Annotated in this window: 21 protein-coding genes; 15 read left to right on the top strand and 6 right to left on the bottom strand. The window is 41.8% G+C overall.

Going from position 1 to position 18,412, the window contains the following annotated elements; all coding sequences use genetic code 11:
- The first annotated feature begins 6 nt into the window (after positions 1 to 6).
- Genes CVT14_RS02580 through CVT14_RS02550 form a run of 7 tightly spaced genes read left to right on the top strand, consistent with a single transcriptional unit; the run spans position 7 to position 6,139 of the window.
- Entirely contained in the window at positions 7 to 528 is a 522-nt protein-coding gene (locus CVT14_RS02580; protein WP_004317727.1) for an iron transporter, read from the top strand.
- 51 nt (positions 529 to 579) lie between these two features.
- Positions 580 to 1,959, top strand: a complete 1,380-nt coding sequence (locus CVT14_RS02575) for a Fe-S-containing protein (RefSeq protein WP_107849627.1) — start codon at positions 580 to 582, stop codon at positions 1,957 to 1,959.
- Positions 1,956 to 3,248, top strand: a complete 1,293-nt coding sequence (locus CVT14_RS02570; RefSeq protein WP_107849626.1) for an ABC transporter permease — start codon at positions 1,956 to 1,958, stop codon at positions 3,246 to 3,248. The genes CVT14_RS02575 and CVT14_RS02570 overlap by 4 nt, the downstream gene beginning before the upstream one ends.
- Complete coding sequence (locus CVT14_RS02565; protein ID WP_021092741.1) at positions 3,235 to 4,377, top strand: ABC transporter permease; 1,143 nt, start codon at positions 3,235 to 3,237, stop codon at positions 4,375 to 4,377. The genes CVT14_RS02570 and CVT14_RS02565 overlap by 14 nt, the downstream gene beginning before the upstream one ends.
- 1 nt (position 4,378) lies before the next feature.
- The gene (locus tag CVT14_RS02560) at positions 4,379 to 5,068 is read left to right on the top strand and encodes an ABC transporter ATP-binding protein (protein WP_021089394.1); all 690 of its coding nucleotides are present in this window, start codon (positions 4,379 to 4,381) and stop codon (positions 5,066 to 5,068) included.
- Positions 5,058 to 5,552 carry a TlpA family protein disulfide reductase gene (locus tag CVT14_RS02555; RefSeq protein ID WP_009294896.1) on the top strand — a complete coding sequence of 165 codons (495 nt, stop codon included), beginning with the start codon at positions 5,058 to 5,060 and terminating at the stop codon, positions 5,550 to 5,552. The genes CVT14_RS02560 and CVT14_RS02555 overlap by 11 nt, the downstream gene beginning before the upstream one ends.
- A gap of 8 nt (positions 5,553 to 5,560) precedes the next feature.
- Positions 5,561 to 6,139: a hypothetical protein gene (locus CVT14_RS02550; RefSeq protein WP_021089400.1), complete on the top strand. Its 579-nt coding sequence runs from the start codon at positions 5,561 to 5,563 to the stop codon at positions 6,137 to 6,139.
- A 46-nt stretch (positions 6,140 to 6,185) separates the two neighbouring features.
- Here the strand turns inward: CVT14_RS02550 and CVT14_RS02545 are convergent, their stop codons facing one another.
- From CVT14_RS02545 to der, 6 genes are all read right to left on the bottom strand, one after another.
- Positions 6,186 to 8,552: a tetratricopeptide repeat protein gene (locus tag CVT14_RS02545; protein ID WP_107849625.1), complete on the bottom strand. Its 2,367-nt coding sequence runs from the start codon at positions 8,550 to 8,552 to the stop codon at positions 6,186 to 6,188.
- Positions 8,552 to 9,796 carry a serine--tRNA ligase gene (gene serS / locus CVT14_RS02540; RefSeq protein ID WP_004317677.1) on the bottom strand — a complete coding sequence of 415 codons (1,245 nt, stop codon included), beginning with the start codon at positions 9,794 to 9,796 and terminating at the stop codon, positions 8,552 to 8,554. Before serS ends, CVT14_RS02545 begins: the two co-directional genes overlap by 1 nt.
- 10 nt (positions 9,797 to 9,806) lie before the next feature.
- On the bottom strand, positions 9,807 to 10,214 hold the full coding sequence (locus tag CVT14_RS02535; protein WP_107849624.1) for a copper resistance protein CopD: 408 nt from the start codon (positions 10,212 to 10,214) through the stop codon (positions 9,807 to 9,809).
- 8 nt (positions 10,215 to 10,222) lie between these two features.
- On the bottom strand, positions 10,223 to 11,188 hold the full coding sequence (trpS, locus tag CVT14_RS02530) for a tryptophan--tRNA ligase (protein ID WP_103602789.1): 966 nt from the start codon (positions 11,186 to 11,188) through the stop codon (positions 10,223 to 10,225).
- Between the two features lie 684 nt (positions 11,189 to 11,872).
- Positions 11,873 to 12,394 (bottom strand): shikimate kinase, encoded by a 522-nt coding sequence (locus CVT14_RS02525; protein WP_021090653.1) that lies wholly within the window; start codon positions 12,392 to 12,394, stop codon positions 11,873 to 11,875.
- Positions 12,375 to 13,763 (bottom strand): ribosome biogenesis GTPase Der, encoded by a 1,389-nt coding sequence (der, locus tag CVT14_RS02520; RefSeq protein ID WP_107849623.1) that lies wholly within the window; start codon positions 13,761 to 13,763, stop codon positions 12,375 to 12,377. Before der ends, CVT14_RS02525 begins: the two co-directional genes overlap by 20 nt.
- Positions 13,764 to 13,915: 152 nt before the next feature.
- Between der and CVT14_RS02515 the strand changes: the two genes are divergently transcribed.
- The 8 genes from CVT14_RS02515 (at position 13,916) to pyrF (ending at position 18,396) form a co-directional block, all read left to right on the top strand.
- Positions 13,916 to 14,806, top strand: coding sequence for a DMT family transporter (locus tag CVT14_RS02515; RefSeq protein ID WP_103590427.1), 891 nt, complete (start codon positions 13,916 to 13,918; stop codon positions 14,804 to 14,806).
- A gap of 10 nt (positions 14,807 to 14,816) precedes the next feature.
- Entirely contained in the window at positions 14,817 to 15,617 is an 801-nt protein-coding gene (gene kdsA, locus CVT14_RS02510; protein ID WP_021089360.1) for a 3-deoxy-8-phosphooctulonate synthase, read from the top strand.
- Positions 15,618 to 15,780: 163 nt separating this feature from the next.
- Positions 15,781 to 16,137, top strand: coding sequence for a hypothetical protein (locus CVT14_RS02505; RefSeq protein ID WP_021089383.1), 357 nt, complete (start codon positions 15,781 to 15,783; stop codon positions 16,135 to 16,137).
- A gap of 4 nt (positions 16,138 to 16,141) precedes the next feature.
- Complete coding sequence (locus CVT14_RS02500) at positions 16,142 to 16,471, top strand: DMT family transporter (RefSeq protein ID WP_021089399.1); 330 nt, start codon at positions 16,142 to 16,144, stop codon at positions 16,469 to 16,471.
- The gene (locus tag CVT14_RS02495) at positions 16,468 to 16,791 is read left to right on the top strand and encodes a DMT family transporter (RefSeq protein ID WP_004317710.1); all 324 of its coding nucleotides are present in this window, start codon (positions 16,468 to 16,470) and stop codon (positions 16,789 to 16,791) included. Before CVT14_RS02500 ends, CVT14_RS02495 begins: the two co-directional genes overlap by 4 nt.
- Before the next feature lie 60 nt (positions 16,792 to 16,851).
- Positions 16,852 to 17,322 (top strand): 6,7-dimethyl-8-ribityllumazine synthase, encoded by a 471-nt coding sequence (gene ribH / locus CVT14_RS02490; protein ID WP_004317743.1) that lies wholly within the window; start codon positions 16,852 to 16,854, stop codon positions 17,320 to 17,322.
- Position 17,323: 1 nt separating this feature from the next.
- A complete protein-coding gene (gene nusB, locus CVT14_RS02485) occupies positions 17,324 to 17,719 on the top strand; it encodes a transcription antitermination factor NusB (RefSeq protein WP_021089355.1) in 396 nt (131 codons plus the stop codon).
- Complete coding sequence (gene pyrF / locus CVT14_RS02480; RefSeq protein ID WP_021089379.1) at positions 17,716 to 18,396, top strand: orotidine-5'-phosphate decarboxylase; 681 nt, start codon at positions 17,716 to 17,718, stop codon at positions 18,394 to 18,396. Before nusB ends, pyrF begins: the two co-directional genes overlap by 4 nt.
- Positions 18,397 to 18,412 lie beyond the last annotated feature (16 nt).

Raw genomic sequence — 18,412 nt, 5'->3', positions numbered from 1 at the left:
GAGGAAATGAATAAAATTCTTAGTTCAGCTCTAGCACTTAGCCTAGCAGCTGGTTTTGCACTTGCTGGAGAACACCCAATCGGCGAGCCTGTAGAGGCTAATGGCATGGAGATAGCTGCAGTTTATCTTGAACCAATCGATATGGAGCCAAAAGGCGTTGATCTAGCTCCAAGCTTGGCTGATCTTCACTTAGAAGCTGACATCCACGCTATAAAAGGCAACAAAAACGGCTTTGGCGAAGGCGAGTGGATCCCATATCTAAAGATCAACTATGAGCTAAAAAACCTTGATAATGGTAAAACTAAAAAAGGTACATTTATGCCTATGGTTGCAAGCGATGGCCCACACTACGGTGCTAACGTAAAAATGGATACAGGTGTTGGTAACTATGAGCTTAAATTCCACATCGACAATCCAGAAAAACAAGGCTTTGGTCGCCACGCTGACAAAGAGACTGGTGTTGGTAAATGGTTTGAGCCTTTCACAACAACTTATAAATTTCAATGGACAGGTGGTCCTGTTAAATAATTACTTTGGGGCGTTCTCGCCCCTTTTTAAAAATTCTCATAGGGTTTAGTTATGTCAATTTACTTCTATCAGGTCTTTTTAGCCCTCCTTGGATTTACGCTTTTTGCTGCCTTAAATAACAATGGCAAAAGTTTAAAAACGATCTTTTTACCATCATTTCTTGGTGTTGTTGCTGGTGTGCTTATCTTTAAAGCTGCTCGTCATGCGCTTGTTGATGACCAGTTTAAAATTTTCATAGATTCAGTGACACTGGTTTTTCTACTAATTAGCATTTTATGGATATTTTTCGAGCTTAAGATAGCAAAAATCGTAACATTTTTTATTTTAGGCATCGGCTTTGGCTTTGGTTATAGCTCAAGTAGCGCTTTGTTCCCGTTATTTGGCGGCGAGCTGCTTGACACGCTTTCAGTTATAAGCTTCTTTTTGATGATCTTTGCGATGATCTTGATGCTATTTTTATTTTTCTTCATTTCAAATTTAAAATCTAGCATCCCATCATCAGTAGCTAAAATTTTAGCTTTTATCACATTAGTATTTTTGCTAGTTGATAGAAGCTCGCAAACTGCACTTGAGCTTTTACGTGCAGGCGCTTTAAAGATAAGTAGCGAGCTAAATTCTCAAATTTTATCTATCAGCGCAAAAGGCATCTATGTCACAGAATTTAGTGCCTATTTTTATATAGTTGTGATCCTACTTTTATGCATCATCGCACTTTGCTTCATGCCAAAAAGTATCGATAAGAGCACGTTTGGCTCTATCAAATACCGCTTTACAAAAGCCATTAGAGAAAATGTCTTTGACAATGCAAAATTTGCATTTTGTAGCGTTTTAATAGCGCTTGGCTTCTCTCTTTATTTTGATCTTTACGCATCTCGCCCACCTCAAATTTCAGAGCCAGTCTTGGTTGAGCCAGTGGGAGATAAATTTATATTTGATGTTGATATGTTAAAAGATAATGAACTTCACAGATTTGCCTACATCACAGATGAGGGCAAGCAGATAAGATTTTTCTTGCTAAACCGCTTTAGCGACCGCCCATCTCCTGTCATCGTCTTTGACTCGTGCATGATTTGTGGCGATATGGGCTACATAAAAAGAGGAAATGACCTTATTTGTATCTCTTGTAATGTTAGAATTTTCTTGCCATCAGTTGGCAAAGAGGGCGGTTGTAACCCGATCCCTATGGCATTTACCTTTGATGGTAAAAATATCATAGTTGATTATAAAACGATCGTCGCAGGGGCAAACTACTTTAGTAAGGTCGTCGAAAAGATGGTGCTTGACCCCGTAAGCCGCAAAAAGGTGAGCAATCTTGATTCAAGATCATATTTATACTACGGACGCACATATTTCTTTGAGAGCAACGAAACTCAGGCGAAATTTGAAGCAAATCCAGAAAAATATGTAGAAACAAATGGAACGTTAAAATGAAAAATATGCAACTAAGAATGATAAAAAGCTCGATCACTGGCTCAAAGGTGCAAAAGACGATGGCGTTTATCACTATCTTGCTAGCTGCTCTTTTGATAGCTTGCATGCTAAATATCACGCTAAAAATCGGCGATCAAGTGGCAAGCGAGCTTAGAGGATATGGCTCAAATATCGTCGTTTTACCACGCGGTGAGAGCTTAAGCATCGAGATCGAGGGTAAAAATTTCACCCCACTAAAATCACAAAATTTACTCCCAGAAGCTGATATCTACAAGATAAAAGAGATCTTTTGGAGAAATAATATCGTTGCTTTTGCTCCGTTTTTAGAGACAAAGGTAAAAGACGCTAAGGGCGAAGAGTTTAGCTTTGAGGGGACATATTTTGATAAAAATATCGGACTAAAAGATGAGCCAGAATTTAGCACAGGCGTTAAGAGCTTGTATGGATTTTGGGGTGTTGAGGGCGCTTGGCCAAAAGATGAGAGTATGGATGAAATTTTAGTAGGAGATGAGCTTGCAAAGGCTAAAAATTTAAAAGTTGGCGACAAGCTTAGCCTTGTGGGCAAAAACGGCACAAAAGAGGTTAGCGTGGTTGGCATCTTAAAAGGGGCAAGCGACGAGGCACATAAGCTAATAGGCTCGCTCAAACTTGCTGGCGATCTCTCAGGACATCCTGGCTCATATACAAAAGCTGAGGTCTCAGCCATGACGATCCCAGAAAACGACCTATCGCTAAAAGCAAGAAGAAATTTAGACAACCTTGATAGCGCAGAGTACGACAAATGGTACTGCTCAGCTTATGCAGGCTCGATCGCATTTCAGATAGAAGAAAATTTACCAAACGTTAGCGCAAAAGCTAGCCTTCAAGTAAGCGACGCTGAGAGTAATATCGTAAAGAAAATTCAAAGCCTAATGGGTATCGTTAGTATCATCGCTCTTGTGGTCTCAGCTATCGGCATAACATCGCTAATGACAAGTGAAATTTACCGCCGCAAAAAAGAGATCGGCCTTTTAAAAGCCATAGGCGCAAGTAACTTTGAAATTTACGCTCTTTTTGCTAGCGAGAGCCTTGTGGTTGCCTTTTTTGCTGGCATCACTGGAGCATTTTTAGGATACGCGCTAAGCTACGTGATGTCTTACATCATCTTTTCTCACGGCATAGGCATAGCATGGATCGTGCTGCCAATTAGCGTGGCATTTGCCTTGCTCATCTCAGTCGTTGGCTCGCTAATGCCAATGAGAAACGTCATAAATTTACTACCTGCGGAGGTGCTATATGACCGCAAATAGCAAATTCTTTTACAACCTTATCTACAAAAGCCTAAAAAATGGCTCATCAAGGGTTATGGTCATCGTGATCTCGATCTTGCTTGGAGCGTGCGTGTGTGCGGCATTTGTCAATGTCTATCTGGATATCGACTCAAAGGTCTCACGCGAGCTAAAAACTTATGGTGCAAATATGATCTTTGCTCCAAAAGATATGGCGACAAGTGATGATATGAGCGAAAAAACTTATAATGAAATGATCGCTAAAGTGCCAAAAGACAAGCTTCTTGGCGAGAGCGGTTATCTCTTTGCTCAGGCAAATATCGGTCCGACAAATGCCATCGTCATGGGGACAAAATTTAGCAATCTAAAAAAGGTTAAGCCGTTTTTAGATGTTAGAGATGGAGGGATGATAAATGTCGATTTTGACGATAAAAACGTGCTAATAGGCGTCGATCTTGCTCGTCAAGCTGGCTTTAAAGCAGGCGATGATATAGAAATTCGTGCCATTGGCTCAAATGAGAGCATAAATGTAAAGATAAAAGGTGTAGTGGCAAGTGGCGATAAAGAGGACGCTCTTTTGATCACGTCACTATCTTTGGCTCAAAAAATTTCAAACAAAGCTGGCAAGATAAACTACGCTGAAGCTGTTGTGCTTGGAAATTTTGACGAGATAACATCGCTTGCAAAAACTATAAGCAACGATGAAATAGTCGCAAAACCAGTGGCAAAGGTCTCAAAGTCTGAAGGCTATATCTTAGAAAAGATCAAACTTTTAATGGCGCTTGTCAGCCTTGTCATCTTGCTCATTACTTCAATGTGCGTAAATACAACGCTTAGTGCTATCTTGCTCTCTCGATCACGTGAGATCGCACTTCTTAGAGCCATAGGCGCAAGCAAAAAAGATGTGCTAAGACTATTTGGCTTTGAAACATTTGTGACAGCGCTCATCTCAGCGTTAGTTGGAGCGTTTTTAGGTTATCTACTAGCTCAAATTTTAGGTTATGCGATATTTGATTCTAGTATTGATTTTAGAATTCTAAGCATCCCAGTAGCTGTGGTCATATCGCTTCTCTTTGCAGCGATCGCAGCGTTTTACCCGATTAAGCGGGCACTTAATAACAAAATGGCAGATACACTAAGAGGAGAATGATATGCAAAATGCACTAGAACTTAAAAATATTTGTAAAATTTTTGGCGATGTAAAAGCACTTGATGATATAAGTTTTGAGGTTAAAAAGGGCGAGTGGGTCAGCGTCATGGGACCAAGCGGTAGCGGTAAGAGTACGCTTGTAAATATCCTTTCTCTAATGGATACACCAAGCAGCGGCGTCTATATGCTTGGCGGCGATGATGCTAGCAACCTAAATGCCGATGATACGCTTAAATTTAGACGTGAAAAGATCGGACTTGTCTTTCAGCAGTTTCACCTAGTGCCATATCTTAGTGCGCTTGAAAACGTGATGATAGCGCAGTATTATCATAGCTCAGTCGATGAAGAGGATGCTAAAAAAGCTCTTGAGGCAGTTGGCCTCTCTCACAGGCTCACACACAGACCAAGTCAGCTAAGTGGTGGTGAGCAACAACGCCTTTGTATAGCGCGCTCGCTCATAAACGACCCTGAAATTTTAATAGCAGATGAGCCAACTGGTAACCTTGATGAGGCAAATGAGAGGATCATACTTGATCTATTTTGCAAGCTAAGAAAAGACGGCAAAACGATACTTCTAGTCACTCACAACCCAGATCTAGGCGAGTATGGCGATAAGATCGTCTATCTAAGACACGGCAAGCTAGAGAAGATCCGCACTATCGAAAATCCAAAGGTGCCAAATGCGATATAAAATTTTACTTTTATGTTTAGTCTCAGCCCTAGTTTTGGGCTGCGTCAAACAGTATGAGAAGCACCACATCACGCTAAATGACTCAAGTGGCATCGATACGCAGTTTTTCCCTACCGAAAAGCGCCTAAAGATCGGCGATAAGCCATATATGCTCTTTTTCTTTGGCACGGACTGTGGAGTGTGCAAGGCTGCGATCCCTGATCTAAACGCGCTTGAAAAAGAGTATGGCAAAGAGGTTCAGTTTATCGGCATTTTAGGGCCTAGCAAGGGCTTTGATAAGGATATCGAAATCTTAAAAGAGCACAACATCACCTTTAAAACTACAAGCGACAAGGTATCGGTGGATTACTTCAGCAAAGCAGTTGGTGGCGTTATGGGCGTGCCAGTTATCTATTTTTTTGATAAAGATGGTAAGATGCGATCAAAATTTATCGGTCTTACACCAAAAAGTGTGCTTGAAGGTGCTATAAGATCGCTCTTATAGGAGTGAAGATGAGAAATTTCTTTTTATTTGTTCTAGCGGTGTTTTTTGTCGGATGTGCTAGCAGCACGCCAAATATCTCGGTAAAAACGAGCGATCCGATCTTTTTTACGCTTAGTGAAGCAAACAGAAGCGTCTATGTAAATTTTAAAAATAGCGCGACCGGACAAGACGTAAATGCTGAAATTTTAAGCGAATTTGCAAAGGCTGGCTTTAGAAATGAGCCAAATATCAAAAATGCCGACTTCATCATTCTTGGCGACGTGCAAAGTTTTTCTAGGACAACCAAAAGAGATCCTAGATTTTCAATGGGCATGGGATATGGCTTTGGCAGACCAAGTTTTGGCTTTGGCTACTCGATGTTTTTCCCATTTGACTATGATGACGATGATGACTTTAGCACAAACAGCTATGCTTACTACATGCAAGTAAGTGTGCTAGTGCGCCCAAAAGATGGCGGTGAGAAAGCGACAAATATATCGCTCATGCAAGCTGGTAATGTCTATTCGCCAAGCTATATCTGGCCATTTTTCAAAGAGCGCCTAGCAAAACAGATCGTTGGCTTTTTTTTTAACGTCTCACAAAGGTAGAGAAATTTATCTAAAGCTAGGCTTTTAAAGACCTAGCTTTAAATTTTTAGTTGTCTATCATAAAATCATAAAATTCGTTGTTATATCCTACGTTTCCTACTTTGCTGTATTGTATAAGAGCTGCTTTTATGTTATCGATTTGCTGATACATAAAGCCAAGGGCGGCTCTGTTTTCAACAGCACTTGGATCATTTAGCTTTGTTAGCTCCAAAAGTGCGATAGCATTTGTTATTTTGTTCGCTCCAGTGGCAGCCACACTTGCTAAAAAGAGCGTGCCAGCGTCATTTATCTTAAACTCGTCTATGACCTCATTATAAAGCTTATAGCTCTCATCAAAGTCGTTTGTAAAGATATCCACGTAGGCTAGAGTTTGGATCAAATTTATATTTTTTGGAGCCTCTTTTAGCTCGGCTCTTAGCTTATCGCGCTCCCTTGTTAGCAGGCCTGAGATCTGAAGTAGTTTGATGTATTGCTTTTTAATGATATCGGCGCCGTGATAGAAGGCATTTGAGTCGAGATTTTTATCGATGAAGTAAATTTGTATCGCTTTTGCATACTCTTTGACGTTTTGATCTTTGTTTTTAGAGATGAAATTTAAGATATTTGCGATGATGTCGTTTGGCAAAATTTTCATAAGCTCATCAGCTTTTTTTGACATTAGTTCATCGTTGTTTGAAATTTTAGCGATGATGATATCAAAGGCTAAATTTAGCGTCGTAGGCTCTTTTGGCTCTTCAAGCCACCTTATCATCGCACTTTGGTTGCCACTTATCAGGCTTAAAAGTGAGGCGTATAAATTTACAGGCTTTAGGCTCTTGTCGTTTTCTAAATTTTCTCCGATCTCTTCAACTAGTTTTGGATTTAAATTTCTATTTATATCCATGCAGATAGCCCCAAAGATGCCAGAGAGGTGGTTATTTACATCTTGATGGTAGCTTGCTATAAAGTGCTTTGCAGCAAGGCTAAAATTTCCAAGCTGAGCGTAGCTAAGAGCTAGGTTGTACTGCAAGATCGAGTGGTTTGGATAGGCTTTGGCTAGCTCTTCAAAGTCCTTGTTTGCCTCTTTTAAGCGGTAGTTAAGTGCCTTTGCGATGGCTTCGCTAAGTTTGGCATTGACCTTTGAGGCGGCGGCACTTTGGCTAAGGTAGTCATTTGCCGCTGAGGTATCGTCTAAAAAGACGCTAACACCACCTTTTCTTATCTGCTCGATGCTCTGTTTTGCGTCAAAAACCTTATACGGCGCAAAGTAAAATAGCGTCTCGTAGCGCCTTGTTCTGTCAAAAAACATATCGTCGCTAAAGTGCGCCTGAGCTAGACTGACGTCAAAGAGATCTGGCTTTAGGATGGTCTTTATCTTGTAAATTTTACTTGGCATCGAGGCGTTGTAGTCATAAACATCTTTGATAAATGCCGCTGCATCGCCATAATCAGCCGTTTTTAGATCGATTAATGCCTCAGTCATCTTGATAAGATCGATATTTGGCGTATTTTTAGAAGCCTTTGTTAGATAGTCCCTCGCCTTGTCGTATTTGCCAAGTCTTGCGTAGAGCTGTGCTAGCGTAAAGTCAGCCTTAAAGGCCTTTTGCCCCTCAAGCTTGGCTATGGCTCTCTCATCATCGCCAAGAAGCGATAAAATTTTAGCGCTCAAGTAAGCATACTCGCCCTTGTAGTCATCTGTGCTAGGGTGTGAGAGAGCTTGCAACGCCTCGTAATAATTACCCTTGTAATAATTAACCAGTGCATAGTAGTAGCTGTAAAGTGGAGAGCTGTTTTCATACTGCAAAAAGGAGTCCGCAAGCCCTATGTAGTAGTTGAAATTTTTGGTGTTATTTAGCTCAAGTGAGCAAACAGCGGCGTTTATGGCGCTAACTGCGGTGTTTTCGCGGTCAGTTATCGCTTTGTTAAACGAGATGATCGCCTCGTCGCATTTTTCTTGTTTCATCTGCGAAACGCCGAGGTTGTAGTTTGAAAGTGACTGGTTATAAACGGCTATATTTTCATAAATTTTTAACGCTTCAAATTTATTGCCACGCTCATAGAGCTGGTTAGCCTTGTTTATCATCTCATCGATCTTTGAAGCGCCAAAATTTTGCGTTTGGTAGTTGTTTTCTATATTTTTTACGATAGCTGTAGTATCTATCTCCTCTTTTTTATCTTTTTTTAGCAAGACGATTAACAAAACAACTATCAAGATGACAAGCACCAAAGCAGCTGCGCCGATGATGATAAAGAGCTTTTTCTTGCTCTTTTTTACCGGTATTGGCTCTGGGATACTCTCATCTTGAAGCACGCCATCATTTGCGATGCTCTCAAGCGAGACGATCTCTTCAAGAGCCTCTGTCTTTGCCTCTTCAGGCGCTTGCTCTGCTTGCTCGCCAGGTGGTTTTAGAACTACAACCTCGTCATCAGCCACTACATATACCTTTTAAGAACTTCTGGAATTTCGATAGTGCCATCAGCTTTTTGGTAGTTCTCCATTATCGCTATTAGCGTCCTGCCAACTGCCAGACTTGAGCCATTTAGGGTATTTACAAGCATATTTTTCTTGCCATCTTTAAAGCGAATTTTCGCTCTTCTTGCTTGAAAGTCACGAGTATTAGAGATAGAGCTTATTTCGCGGTATTTGCCCTGACCTGGTAGCCAAACTTCAAGATCCACCGTCTTTGCCGCGCTAAAGCCCAGATCGCCGCTGCAAAGAAGCATGTGGCGGTGAGGCAGCCCAAGGCTAGTTAGCAAGTCGCTAGCGCAAGATATCATCTCAGCAAGCACGCCCTCGCTTTGATCAGGTTTTGTAATGCTTACAAGCTCGACCTTTTCAAACTGGTGCTGGCGGATCATACCCCTTGTGTCACGTCCTGCCGAGCCTGCCTCTTGGCGGAAGCATGCTGAGTAGCAAGTCATCTTTATAGGCAGCTGCTCGGCTTCAATGATGGTGTCATTGTATAAATTTGTCACAGGCACTTCGCTAGTTGGGATGAGGTAGAGGTCCTCGTCGCGCACCTTGTAAAGATCCTCTTCAAATTTAGGCAGCTGACCTGTGCCAAAAAGTGTGTTTGAGCTTACTAGATAAGGGACATTTACAAGCTCAAAGCCGCGTGCGCTGTTAAAGTCGATCATGTAATTAACAAGCGCTCTACTAAGCCTTGCTCCCATGCCACGAAGCACGGTAAAGCGAGATCCTGAGAGCTTTGCGCCTCTTTCAAAGTCAAGCCAGCCAAGGCTCTCACCTAGCTCCCAGTGCTCCTTTGGCGTAAAGTCAAATTTAGTTGGCTCAAGCACCGTTTTTATACAGACATTATCGTCCTCGTCCTTGCCAAATGGCACGTCATCGTCGGTGATATTTGGCACGCTAAATGAAATTTGCTCAAGCTTTTCTTCGTATTGTTTAACGATCTCATCAGCGTCAGCAAGGGCAGCTTTGTTTAAATTTAGCTCACTCTTAAGCTCGCTCACGTCCTCACCAGCTCTTGCTTTTACGCCAAGCTCCTTGCTCTTTGCGTTTTGGATCGCTTGGAAATTTTCAAGCGCTTTGCGCTTTTGCTTTAGCTCGTTAAAAGTGTGCAAAAGCTCGTCTAGCAAGCTAGCTTTAACATTTTTGCCCTCTAGTTTTTTTACGAATTCATCGTAGTTTGTCTCAAGTAGTTTTAAATTTATCATTATCCTCTCCTTAAACCATAAACATAACTTTTGCAAGCAAAACTATCGCCACCGCAAGCGTAAGCGCGATAGGGTGGATGTTGCCAAGTGGACTAGGGCGCTTAAATATAAATTTGCAGCTCAAATTTACTATAACCGCAGCCACGATCACCATCGCTAAGAAAAATTTGATCATAAAAGCTTTATTGCCGATCCAATTGCTTATCATTATGCCACCAGTTAAAACTAAAAGTAGCAGACAAATAGGCATGATCCTAACAGCTACCGAGCCGATGGCTTGCTTTGCCTTTTGCGCAAGCTCTGGTGGCAGCTTTTTGCTCGCTGCTCTTAAGATGATCACATCAAAAAATAGATAACCAACAAATATGATCGCACAAAAAAGGTGGATTATCTGCGCGTATGGGTATAAATTTTGCATATTTTTCCTTATCTGTAAATTCCAACTGCTTCACGCACTTTTTTTATCGTTTCGTGAGCCACATTTTGAGCTTTTTTAGTGCCTAGATCTAAAATTTTAGCCACCTCGTCAGGGTTGTTTTGATAGTATTCAAATTTCTCTCTTGCATCTTTAAAATAGTCCCAAACAAGCTCGTTTAGATAGGCTTTAAAGTGCCCGTGACCTTCTCCTCCACGCTCATATCTAGCCTGCAAGTCGCGCTGGCCGCTCTCGTCTAAGAAAAGCTTTGCGATATTATAGACGTTGCAGTTTTGCCACTGCTTTGGCTCTTCAAGCGGCGTGCCATCAGTCACGATGCTAGAAATTTGCTTTTTAAGCGTCTTGGCGTCCGCGAAGATATCGATCGTATTGCCGTAGCTTTTGCTCATCTTTTCGCCGTTTGTGCCAGGCACGGTAGCGACGTTTTCATCGATCTTTGCCTCAGGCAGAGTGAAAATCTCGCCATGTTCGTTGTTAAATTTGATCGCAATATCACGCGCGATCTCTACGTGCTGGATCTGGTCTTTGCCCACAGGCACGACCTGCGCGTTATAAAGCAAGATATCAGCTGCCATCAAAACCGGATAGCTAAAGAGTCCATGGTGCGAGCTAAGGCCCTTTGCGACCTTATCTTTGTAGCTGTGCGCGCGCTCAAGTAGCCCCATAGGCGTGTACTGACTTAGCACCCAGTAAAGCTCAAGCACGTCTTTAACGTCACTTTGCACCCAGAAAATGCTCTTGTTTGGGTCGATCCCAAGCGCCAAAAAGGCACACGCAGCGTCAAAAGTGTTTTGCTTTAGCGCTTTGCCGTCGCTAAGGCTGGTCATCGCGTGGTAGTTTGCTATAAACATAAACATCTCGTTTTTTTCTTGCATATCAACCATCTGCTTTATCGAGGCAAAATAGTTGCCAAGGTGTAGTTTGCCGGAGGGTTGGAGGCCGGTTAATACTCTCATCTTATCCTTTCAAATTTTGGCTTTTTCTCGCGAGCGCTTTTGATAGAGATTTGAAATTTTAAGCTTTCGGCAGACTATGTGTCTAGCCTCGGCTTAAAATTTCTACACAACTCTCGTCGCTTTAGCGTTGCGAACAAGTGAAGCAAAAAATCATCTCACGATACTTCGCCAAACGTTTTTTTAAATTTTAACATTAGAGTAGATACTTTTATCTACTCTAATGTTAAAATTTAGCTTGCTAGCCCTCACTTAAAAACAAAATTTTGCCTCGCCTAAACAAAAAACTCTTCGCCAAAGCTTTTAAATTTTAACATCACGTTAGACTTTTTAGTCTAGCTTGATCTTAAAATTTAGTTTGGCATTATATATCTAGCCTCGGCTTAAAATTTCTACACAACTCTCGTCGCTTTAGCGTTGCGAACAAGTGAAGCAAAAATTCATCTCAAAACACTTCGTCAAAATGCTTTTTTAAATTTTAACGTTACATTAGATTTTTGTATTTAGTCTAATCTTAAAATTTAACTGGCAGACCATCTATCTAGCCCTCACTTAAAAACAAAATTTCGCCTCGCCTAAACAAAAAACTCTTTGCCAAAACGTTTAAATTCTAACATCACGTTAGACTTTATGCGTCTAGCCTGATCTTGAAATTTATCGTTGCAAGCAGCCCACGCCACTTTGCAACTAAACTTTTAAAAGTATCCTTATCTCTTTTACGATCTGCTTTGGAGTTTTGCCCTCGACTTCAACGATATAATCAGCCTTTTTTTCATAGAGCTTTTCTCGCTCCAGATGAAGCGCCTCGGCCTTTTTTAGGTCGCTTAAAAGTGGGCGTTTAGCGAGTTTTTTCTCGCTATTTTTGCTATTTTTTAGCCTTTGCATGATCGCATCAAAGCTTGCTTTTAGATAGATCACGGTGCCTATTTTGTTTAAATTTTTAACCTTTGCAAAGCCCCCACCTGTCGAGATGATCGCATTTTTGACATTTGTGGCTAGAAATTTGGCTAGATCTTTTTCAAGCTGCCTAAAATGCTCTTCGCCAAATTCATCAAAGATAGCCTTTATCTTCATATTTTGTGAGCTCTCTAGCAGGTCGTCGCAGTCAAGGTTCATCGTCTTTAGCGCCTTGCTTAGCGCCCTCGCAGTCGTGCCCTTGCCAACGCCCATAAACCCTATCAAAACGATATTATTGTTCTTTGTCTTCATCACTCTCTCCACGTTTTTTAGGGATCAGCACGATAGGCACGCCAGCTAAGCTAAAGCTCTCTCTAAGCTTGTTTGTCAGGTAGCGTTTGTAGCTAAAGTGCAGGCATTTTGGGCGGTTCATTATGAGCGCTATCATGATAGGTGCGGTTTTAAACTGCACTGCGTAGTAAATTTTCACGACCCTGCCTTTGTCGCGTGGCAGTGGATGCGCTTTGGTCGCTTCGCTGATCACTTCGTTTAGCTTTGAAGTTTGGATTTTTTGGGTGTAGTTTTTGTAAATTTCAACTATGAGCGGGTAAATTTTATGCACTCTTTTGCCACCAAGTGCCGAAACACTGATGATCGGCGCGTATGAGAGAAATTTAAACCTATCTTTTATCTCCTTGCAAAGCTCGTCAAATTCTTCGCTACTTTTGTCCCATTTGTTTAGCACGATGATGACGCCAAGCTCAAATTTCGAGGCGATGCCAGCGATACGCTCATCAAGCTCGGTTAGTGGCTCAGAGCTATCAAGCACAAGTAGCGCCACGTCTGTCTCTTCTAAAATTTTCTCAGTTCTATTTAGTGCGTATCTCTCGATGCCCTCGATCTTGCCGCGCTTTCTGATACCAGCAGTATCGACAAACTCAAAAACCCTTCCATCTTGCTCGTAAATTTCATTGACCGGGTCGATCGTAGTGCCTGCCACGTCGCTAACAACGGCGCGGCTCTCTTTTACAAGGGCATTTAGAAGTGAGCTTTTGCCGACATTTACGCGGCCTATGATGCCAACTCTGATGTTTTTGCTCTCATAGTCTATCTCGTCGCTTAGCTCGCCCTCGTCGTTATAGTTTTCTAAAAAATCATCAAAATCATCGTTCGTATCGGCCTTTATCTGCATTTTCGCTTCTAAGTGCTTTGCCAGCCAGATGCTAAGCTCATCAACTCCTGTGTTGTGGCTTACTGAAATTCCAAATGAGTTTTTTGCGCCAAAACTTACAAATTCCCACTCTCTTTGCTCGTCTTTTTTGCTGTCGATTTTATTTATGACTAGAGCGATTGGTAAATTTAGCTTGCTAAGCTCGTAAAAAATGGCTCTATCCTCATCATCTGGCATCATTTTGCCATCGACCATGTAGAGGATAACGTCTGAGTTTTTGGCTTCTACCAAGGTCTTTGCTTTTACGTTTTTAAAAAGCTCGCTGCTATCATCAAGCCCGCCACTGTCGATTAATATACACTCTTTGCCCTCAACTTCGATCTTAGCTTTGTTTGTATCTCTTGTAGTGCCGCTAACGTCGCTTGTTATGGCGATGCGTCTTCTTGCTAAGCGGTTAAAAAGTGAGCTTTTGCCGACATTTGGCTTGCCTACTAATATTACTTTTTGCAAATTTTGTCCTTTTTATGATGGCTGATTATACAAATTTTTCTCTTATATAAAGTATAAAATTACGCTTAAAAGCGCCGAAATAAAAGAAAAAATCAACCAAAATTTAAGCCATTTTTTATTAGAATGAGTGCTTCAAATTTAGAGGTTTTGCGATGTTAAAAAGGTTTTATATTTCACATCTTGGCATTTTTTATATGCTCTTTGCTTGCTTTATGTTTGCCGTGACTGGCGCATTTGCAAAGTATCTGAGCAAAGATATGCCTTCTATCGAAGTTGTTTTTTTTAGAAATTTGATCGGACTTTTCATCGTCATCTACGCCATCTATAAATTTCCATTTAAACAAACTGGCGGGCACTTTTTCTTGCTGATGTTTCGCGGTTTTGTGGGCACGGTGGCGCTTTTTGCATTTTTTTATAATGTCGCGCATGTAAATTTAGCCACAGCCTTTACCTTTCAAAAGACAAACCCGATATTTACAGCCATTCTCGCAGCTATCGTGTTTAAGGAGCGGCTAAGCTCGCTTGGCTGGTTTGCTGTCTTTTTGGGATTTGGCGGGATTTTGCTTGTTATCCAGCCAAATTTAGGTATCAATAAAACCGATATCATCGGCGTTTGGAGCGGTCTTGGAGCGGCTATTGCCTACACAAGTGTCAAGGAGCTAAACAAGAGCTACGGCACAAACGTGATCGTGCTAAGCTTCATGCTTTGGGGCTCGTTTTTGCCGCTTATTTGCATGGGGATGGCTGAGTTTTTTACATACGAGCCTCTGGATTTTTTATTTTCTAAATTTGCTATGCCAAGCTGGCACAATGTCGTTTTTATCTTTCTAATGGGGCTTAGTGGCTACTATTTTCAGGCGTTTATGACAAAGGCATTTGCAGTTGGCAAAAAGGCTGGTGTGATCGCCGCGGTTAGCTACGCTGACGTCATTTTTACGCTCATCATTGGCTATTTTATGGGCGATGCGTTGCCAAATCACTTGGCACTTTTAGGCATCTTGCTAGTAGTGGTGAGTGGAATTTTAGTTGTTAAAGAAAAATAAAGGAGAAAATATGATATTAATCGCTGGACCTTGCGTGATAGAGAGCAAAGAGCTTGTTTTTGAAGTGGCAAAAAGGCTAGTTAAATTTAATGAAAATCCAAAGCTTGACTTTTACTTTAAGTCTAGCTTTGACAAGGCAAATCGCACGAGTATTAGCTCATTTCGTGGACCTGGGTTAGAGAAGGGTTGTGAAATTTTAGCTGAGGTGAAAAAAGAATTTGGCTTTAAAATTTTAACCGATATCCACGAGAGCTATCAAGCAGCGCCCGTTGGCGAAGTGGCTGATGTGCTGCAGATCCCTGCATTTTTGTGCCGCCAAACCGACCTTCTAGTAGCAGCTGCAAAGACAAAAGCGGTCGTAAATATCAAAAAAGGGCAGTTTTTAGCAGCTTCAGCTATGAAGCACTCTGTTAAAAAGGTGCTTGAAACAAGAGGTGTGAGCAGCGATGGATACGAGGTCGCAAAGGCAAATGGCGTCTGGCTAACGGAGCGTGGAAGCACATTTGGATATGGAAATTTAGTCGTTGATATGAGAAATTTGGTGATGATGAGAGAATTTGCGCCAGTCATTTTTGACGCGACCCACAGCGTGCAGATGCCAAGCGCACTTGGCGAAAAAAGCGGCGGAGATGCTAGGTTTGTGCCGTATCTTGCAAGAGCAGCAGCTAGCGTTGGGGTAGATGGATTTTTCTATGAGACGCACATAAACCCTTGCGAAGCGCTATGTGACGGACCAAATATGCTAAATTTAGACGAGCTTGAAAAGGTCGTAAGTGACACGCTAAAGATAGAGGAAATTTTAAATTTTTAAACTAAGGAGAGAGATGAAAAGGATTTTAGCGCTACTTTTAGGAGTGTTATTTTTAGTAGGTTGTGGCTCATCTCAGCCAAAGGTGCCACTTGCTGGCAAGTATAAATTTGAGGGCATTAGCTAGCGACATGAGCCGACAAAATTTTTCTATCAAAGCCCAAAGATGATCGAGAAAAAGTATAACAAGCAAATCACTGAGGCGCTTACAAAAGAAAATTTGCTCGATCCTAACTCGAGCGACGAGCTAAAGATAAAGATAACTCACCGCAGGGAATTTATAGGCGAGGCGACCTTTGCTAAAAGCGACAGAATGGGCAATATCTACCTTACTTACGAGGTAGAAGTCGTTAGAAATGGCGAAGTTTTAAGGCATTATAGCTCTAGTGAGCTAAGGTTTAACCCTGGGGTCTTTGGAAATTTAAAGGGGTTAGTTGGACAAAATAACGATGATAGCCTTGAAAATAAGGCGATTAGCGCAAATGTAAAAGAGATCGTTAGCACCATAAAAGAGATGAAGTAAATTTATGTCAAATAGAGGCTTTTTGTGGATATTTCTTGGTGCGGTGGCTGAGTGTGGCTGGGCGTATGGGCTAAAGCACGCGTCAAATTTAAGTGAATTTTTGCTTACTACACTGCTAGTGAGCATAAGTTTTGTCTCGTTTATGAAGGCTTTAAAGTATCTGCCCGTAAGTATCTCTTATGCAGTATTTGTGGGCTTTGGAACGGTTTTTATCGTGATAGTTGAGATCGTTAGTGACTACGTGGCAAGTGGGATCATGCCAAATTTCATTAGGCTATTTTTCATAGCGACGCTCATTTTGGGCGTGCTTGGGCTAAAAGGCATAAAAGAATGATCCATTTTCTAGCGCTTTTACTAGCTGGATGTTGTGAGGTCTCTGGCGTCTTTTTTATCACGAAATTTTCAAAAAGCACAGGCGTAAAAAAGTGGGCAAATTTCATCCTTTTGCTTGGAAATTTCGCCCTTTCTTTAACGCTACTTAGCTATGCGATGCAAACTATCGCTATGTCGGTGGCCTATGCGATCTGGACAGGCATCGGAGCGATCGGAGCAGTCGTGGTTGGCGTAGTTTTTGAAGGTGAGAAGATAAATTTTAAAAAAGCCTTGTTTTTGGCGCTCATCATCTTTAGCGTCATCATGCTAAAGATAGTTTGACGAAGGGTCTATTTTTAAACAAGCTTTTGCTAAACTTGCATAAAAAATAAAGGAGCAAATATGAAAATAATCGAGGGAAATTTAGCCCTAAAAGGCAACGAAAAGATAGCGATCATAAACGCAAGGTTTAACCACATCATCACAGACCGCTTGGTAGAGGGCGCAAAAGATGCATTTTTACGCCACGGCGGCGATGAGAAAAATTTAACTTTAGTGCTAGTCCCTGGCGCATTTGAGATACCTATGGCGCTTGAAAAGGTGCTTGCAAGCGGTAAATTTGACGCGGTTTGCTGCGTGGGAGCGGTGATAAGAGGCTCAACCCCACACTTTGACTACGTAAGTGCAGAGACTACCAAAGGCATCGCAAACGTGACACTAAAATACGCAAAACCAGTCACATTTGGCGTGCTAACGGTAGATAACATCGAGCAAGCGATCGAGCGAGCTGGCAGCAAGGCTGGAAACAAGGGCTTCGAAGCGATGACAGGCGTTATAGAGATGCTAAATTTATACAAAAAGCTAGGAGAGTAAAATGGCCACACGTCATCAGGTCAGACAAGCCATAGTTTCGCTACTTTACTCAAACGAGATAAACCCCGTAACTACGGAGTTTGAAGAGGAATTTTTAGAAGAGAAAAAGATAAGAAATGAGCGCAAAAATGAGGCGCAGCAGACCTTTAAAGAGGTGCTTGCAAACAAAGAAAAACTAGATGAAATTTTAAAGCCACACCTAAAAGATGGCGACTTTAGCAAGGTTGGCGCAACAGAGCTTGCTATCCTTAGACTTGGGCTTTATGAGATGAAATTTAGCCAGACTGATAAAGCTGTCATCATAAACGAGGCGATCGAGCTTGCAAAGGAGCTTGGAAGCGATCAGGCGCCAAAATTTATAAACGGCGTGCTAGATAAGATAAAGGGCGATCTATGAAGCTCTGCGTCGCTCTTGATATGGCGAGCAAGGATGAAAATTTAGCCCTCGTGCGTGAGCTAAAAGGGCTTGATCTTTGGCTAAAAGTGGGGCTTAGAAGTTATCTTAGAGACGGAGCTAAATTTATAGAGGAGCTAAAAGGGGCAGGGGAGTTTAAAATTTTCCTCGATCTAAAGCTCTATGACATCCCAAACACCATGGCAGACGCTGCTGAGGTCATCTCAAAGATAGGCGTGGATATGATAAATTTGCATGCAAGCGCTGGCGTACGTGCGATGAAAACTGTGATGGAGCGTCTTAGTTTGCTGCAAAATCGCCCTTTGGTGCTTGCTGTATCAGCACTTACTAGCTTTAACGAGAGCGAATTTGAAGCGGTTTATAACGATACGCTATCTCGCTCGGTTAGGAAATTTAGCCAGATGAGCTTTGAAGCGGGGCTTGATGGCATGGTCTGCTCGGTCTTTGAAAGCAAACTCATAAAAGATGTAACAGATCAAAATTTCATCACGCTTTGCCCTGGAGTTAGGCCTTTTGGCGAGAGTGCTGGCGATCAAAAGAGGGTTGCAAATTTAGTTAGCGCAAAGCAAGAGGGCAGCGACTTTATTGTCGTTGGCAGGCCGATCTACGAAAACACAAACCCAAGAGAAATTTGCGAACGCATTTTGGAGCAAATTTAGCGCCCTAACTTGCATA

Origin of the sequence: Campylobacter concisus, assembly GCF_003048445.1 — a bacterium.
Taxonomy (GTDB): Bacteria; Campylobacterota; Campylobacteria; order Campylobacterales; family Campylobacteraceae; genus Campylobacter_A; species Campylobacter_A concisus_BF.
The sequence above is the reverse complement of the archived record's forward strand: the minus strand, read 5'-3'. Positions and strand labels throughout refer to the sequence as shown.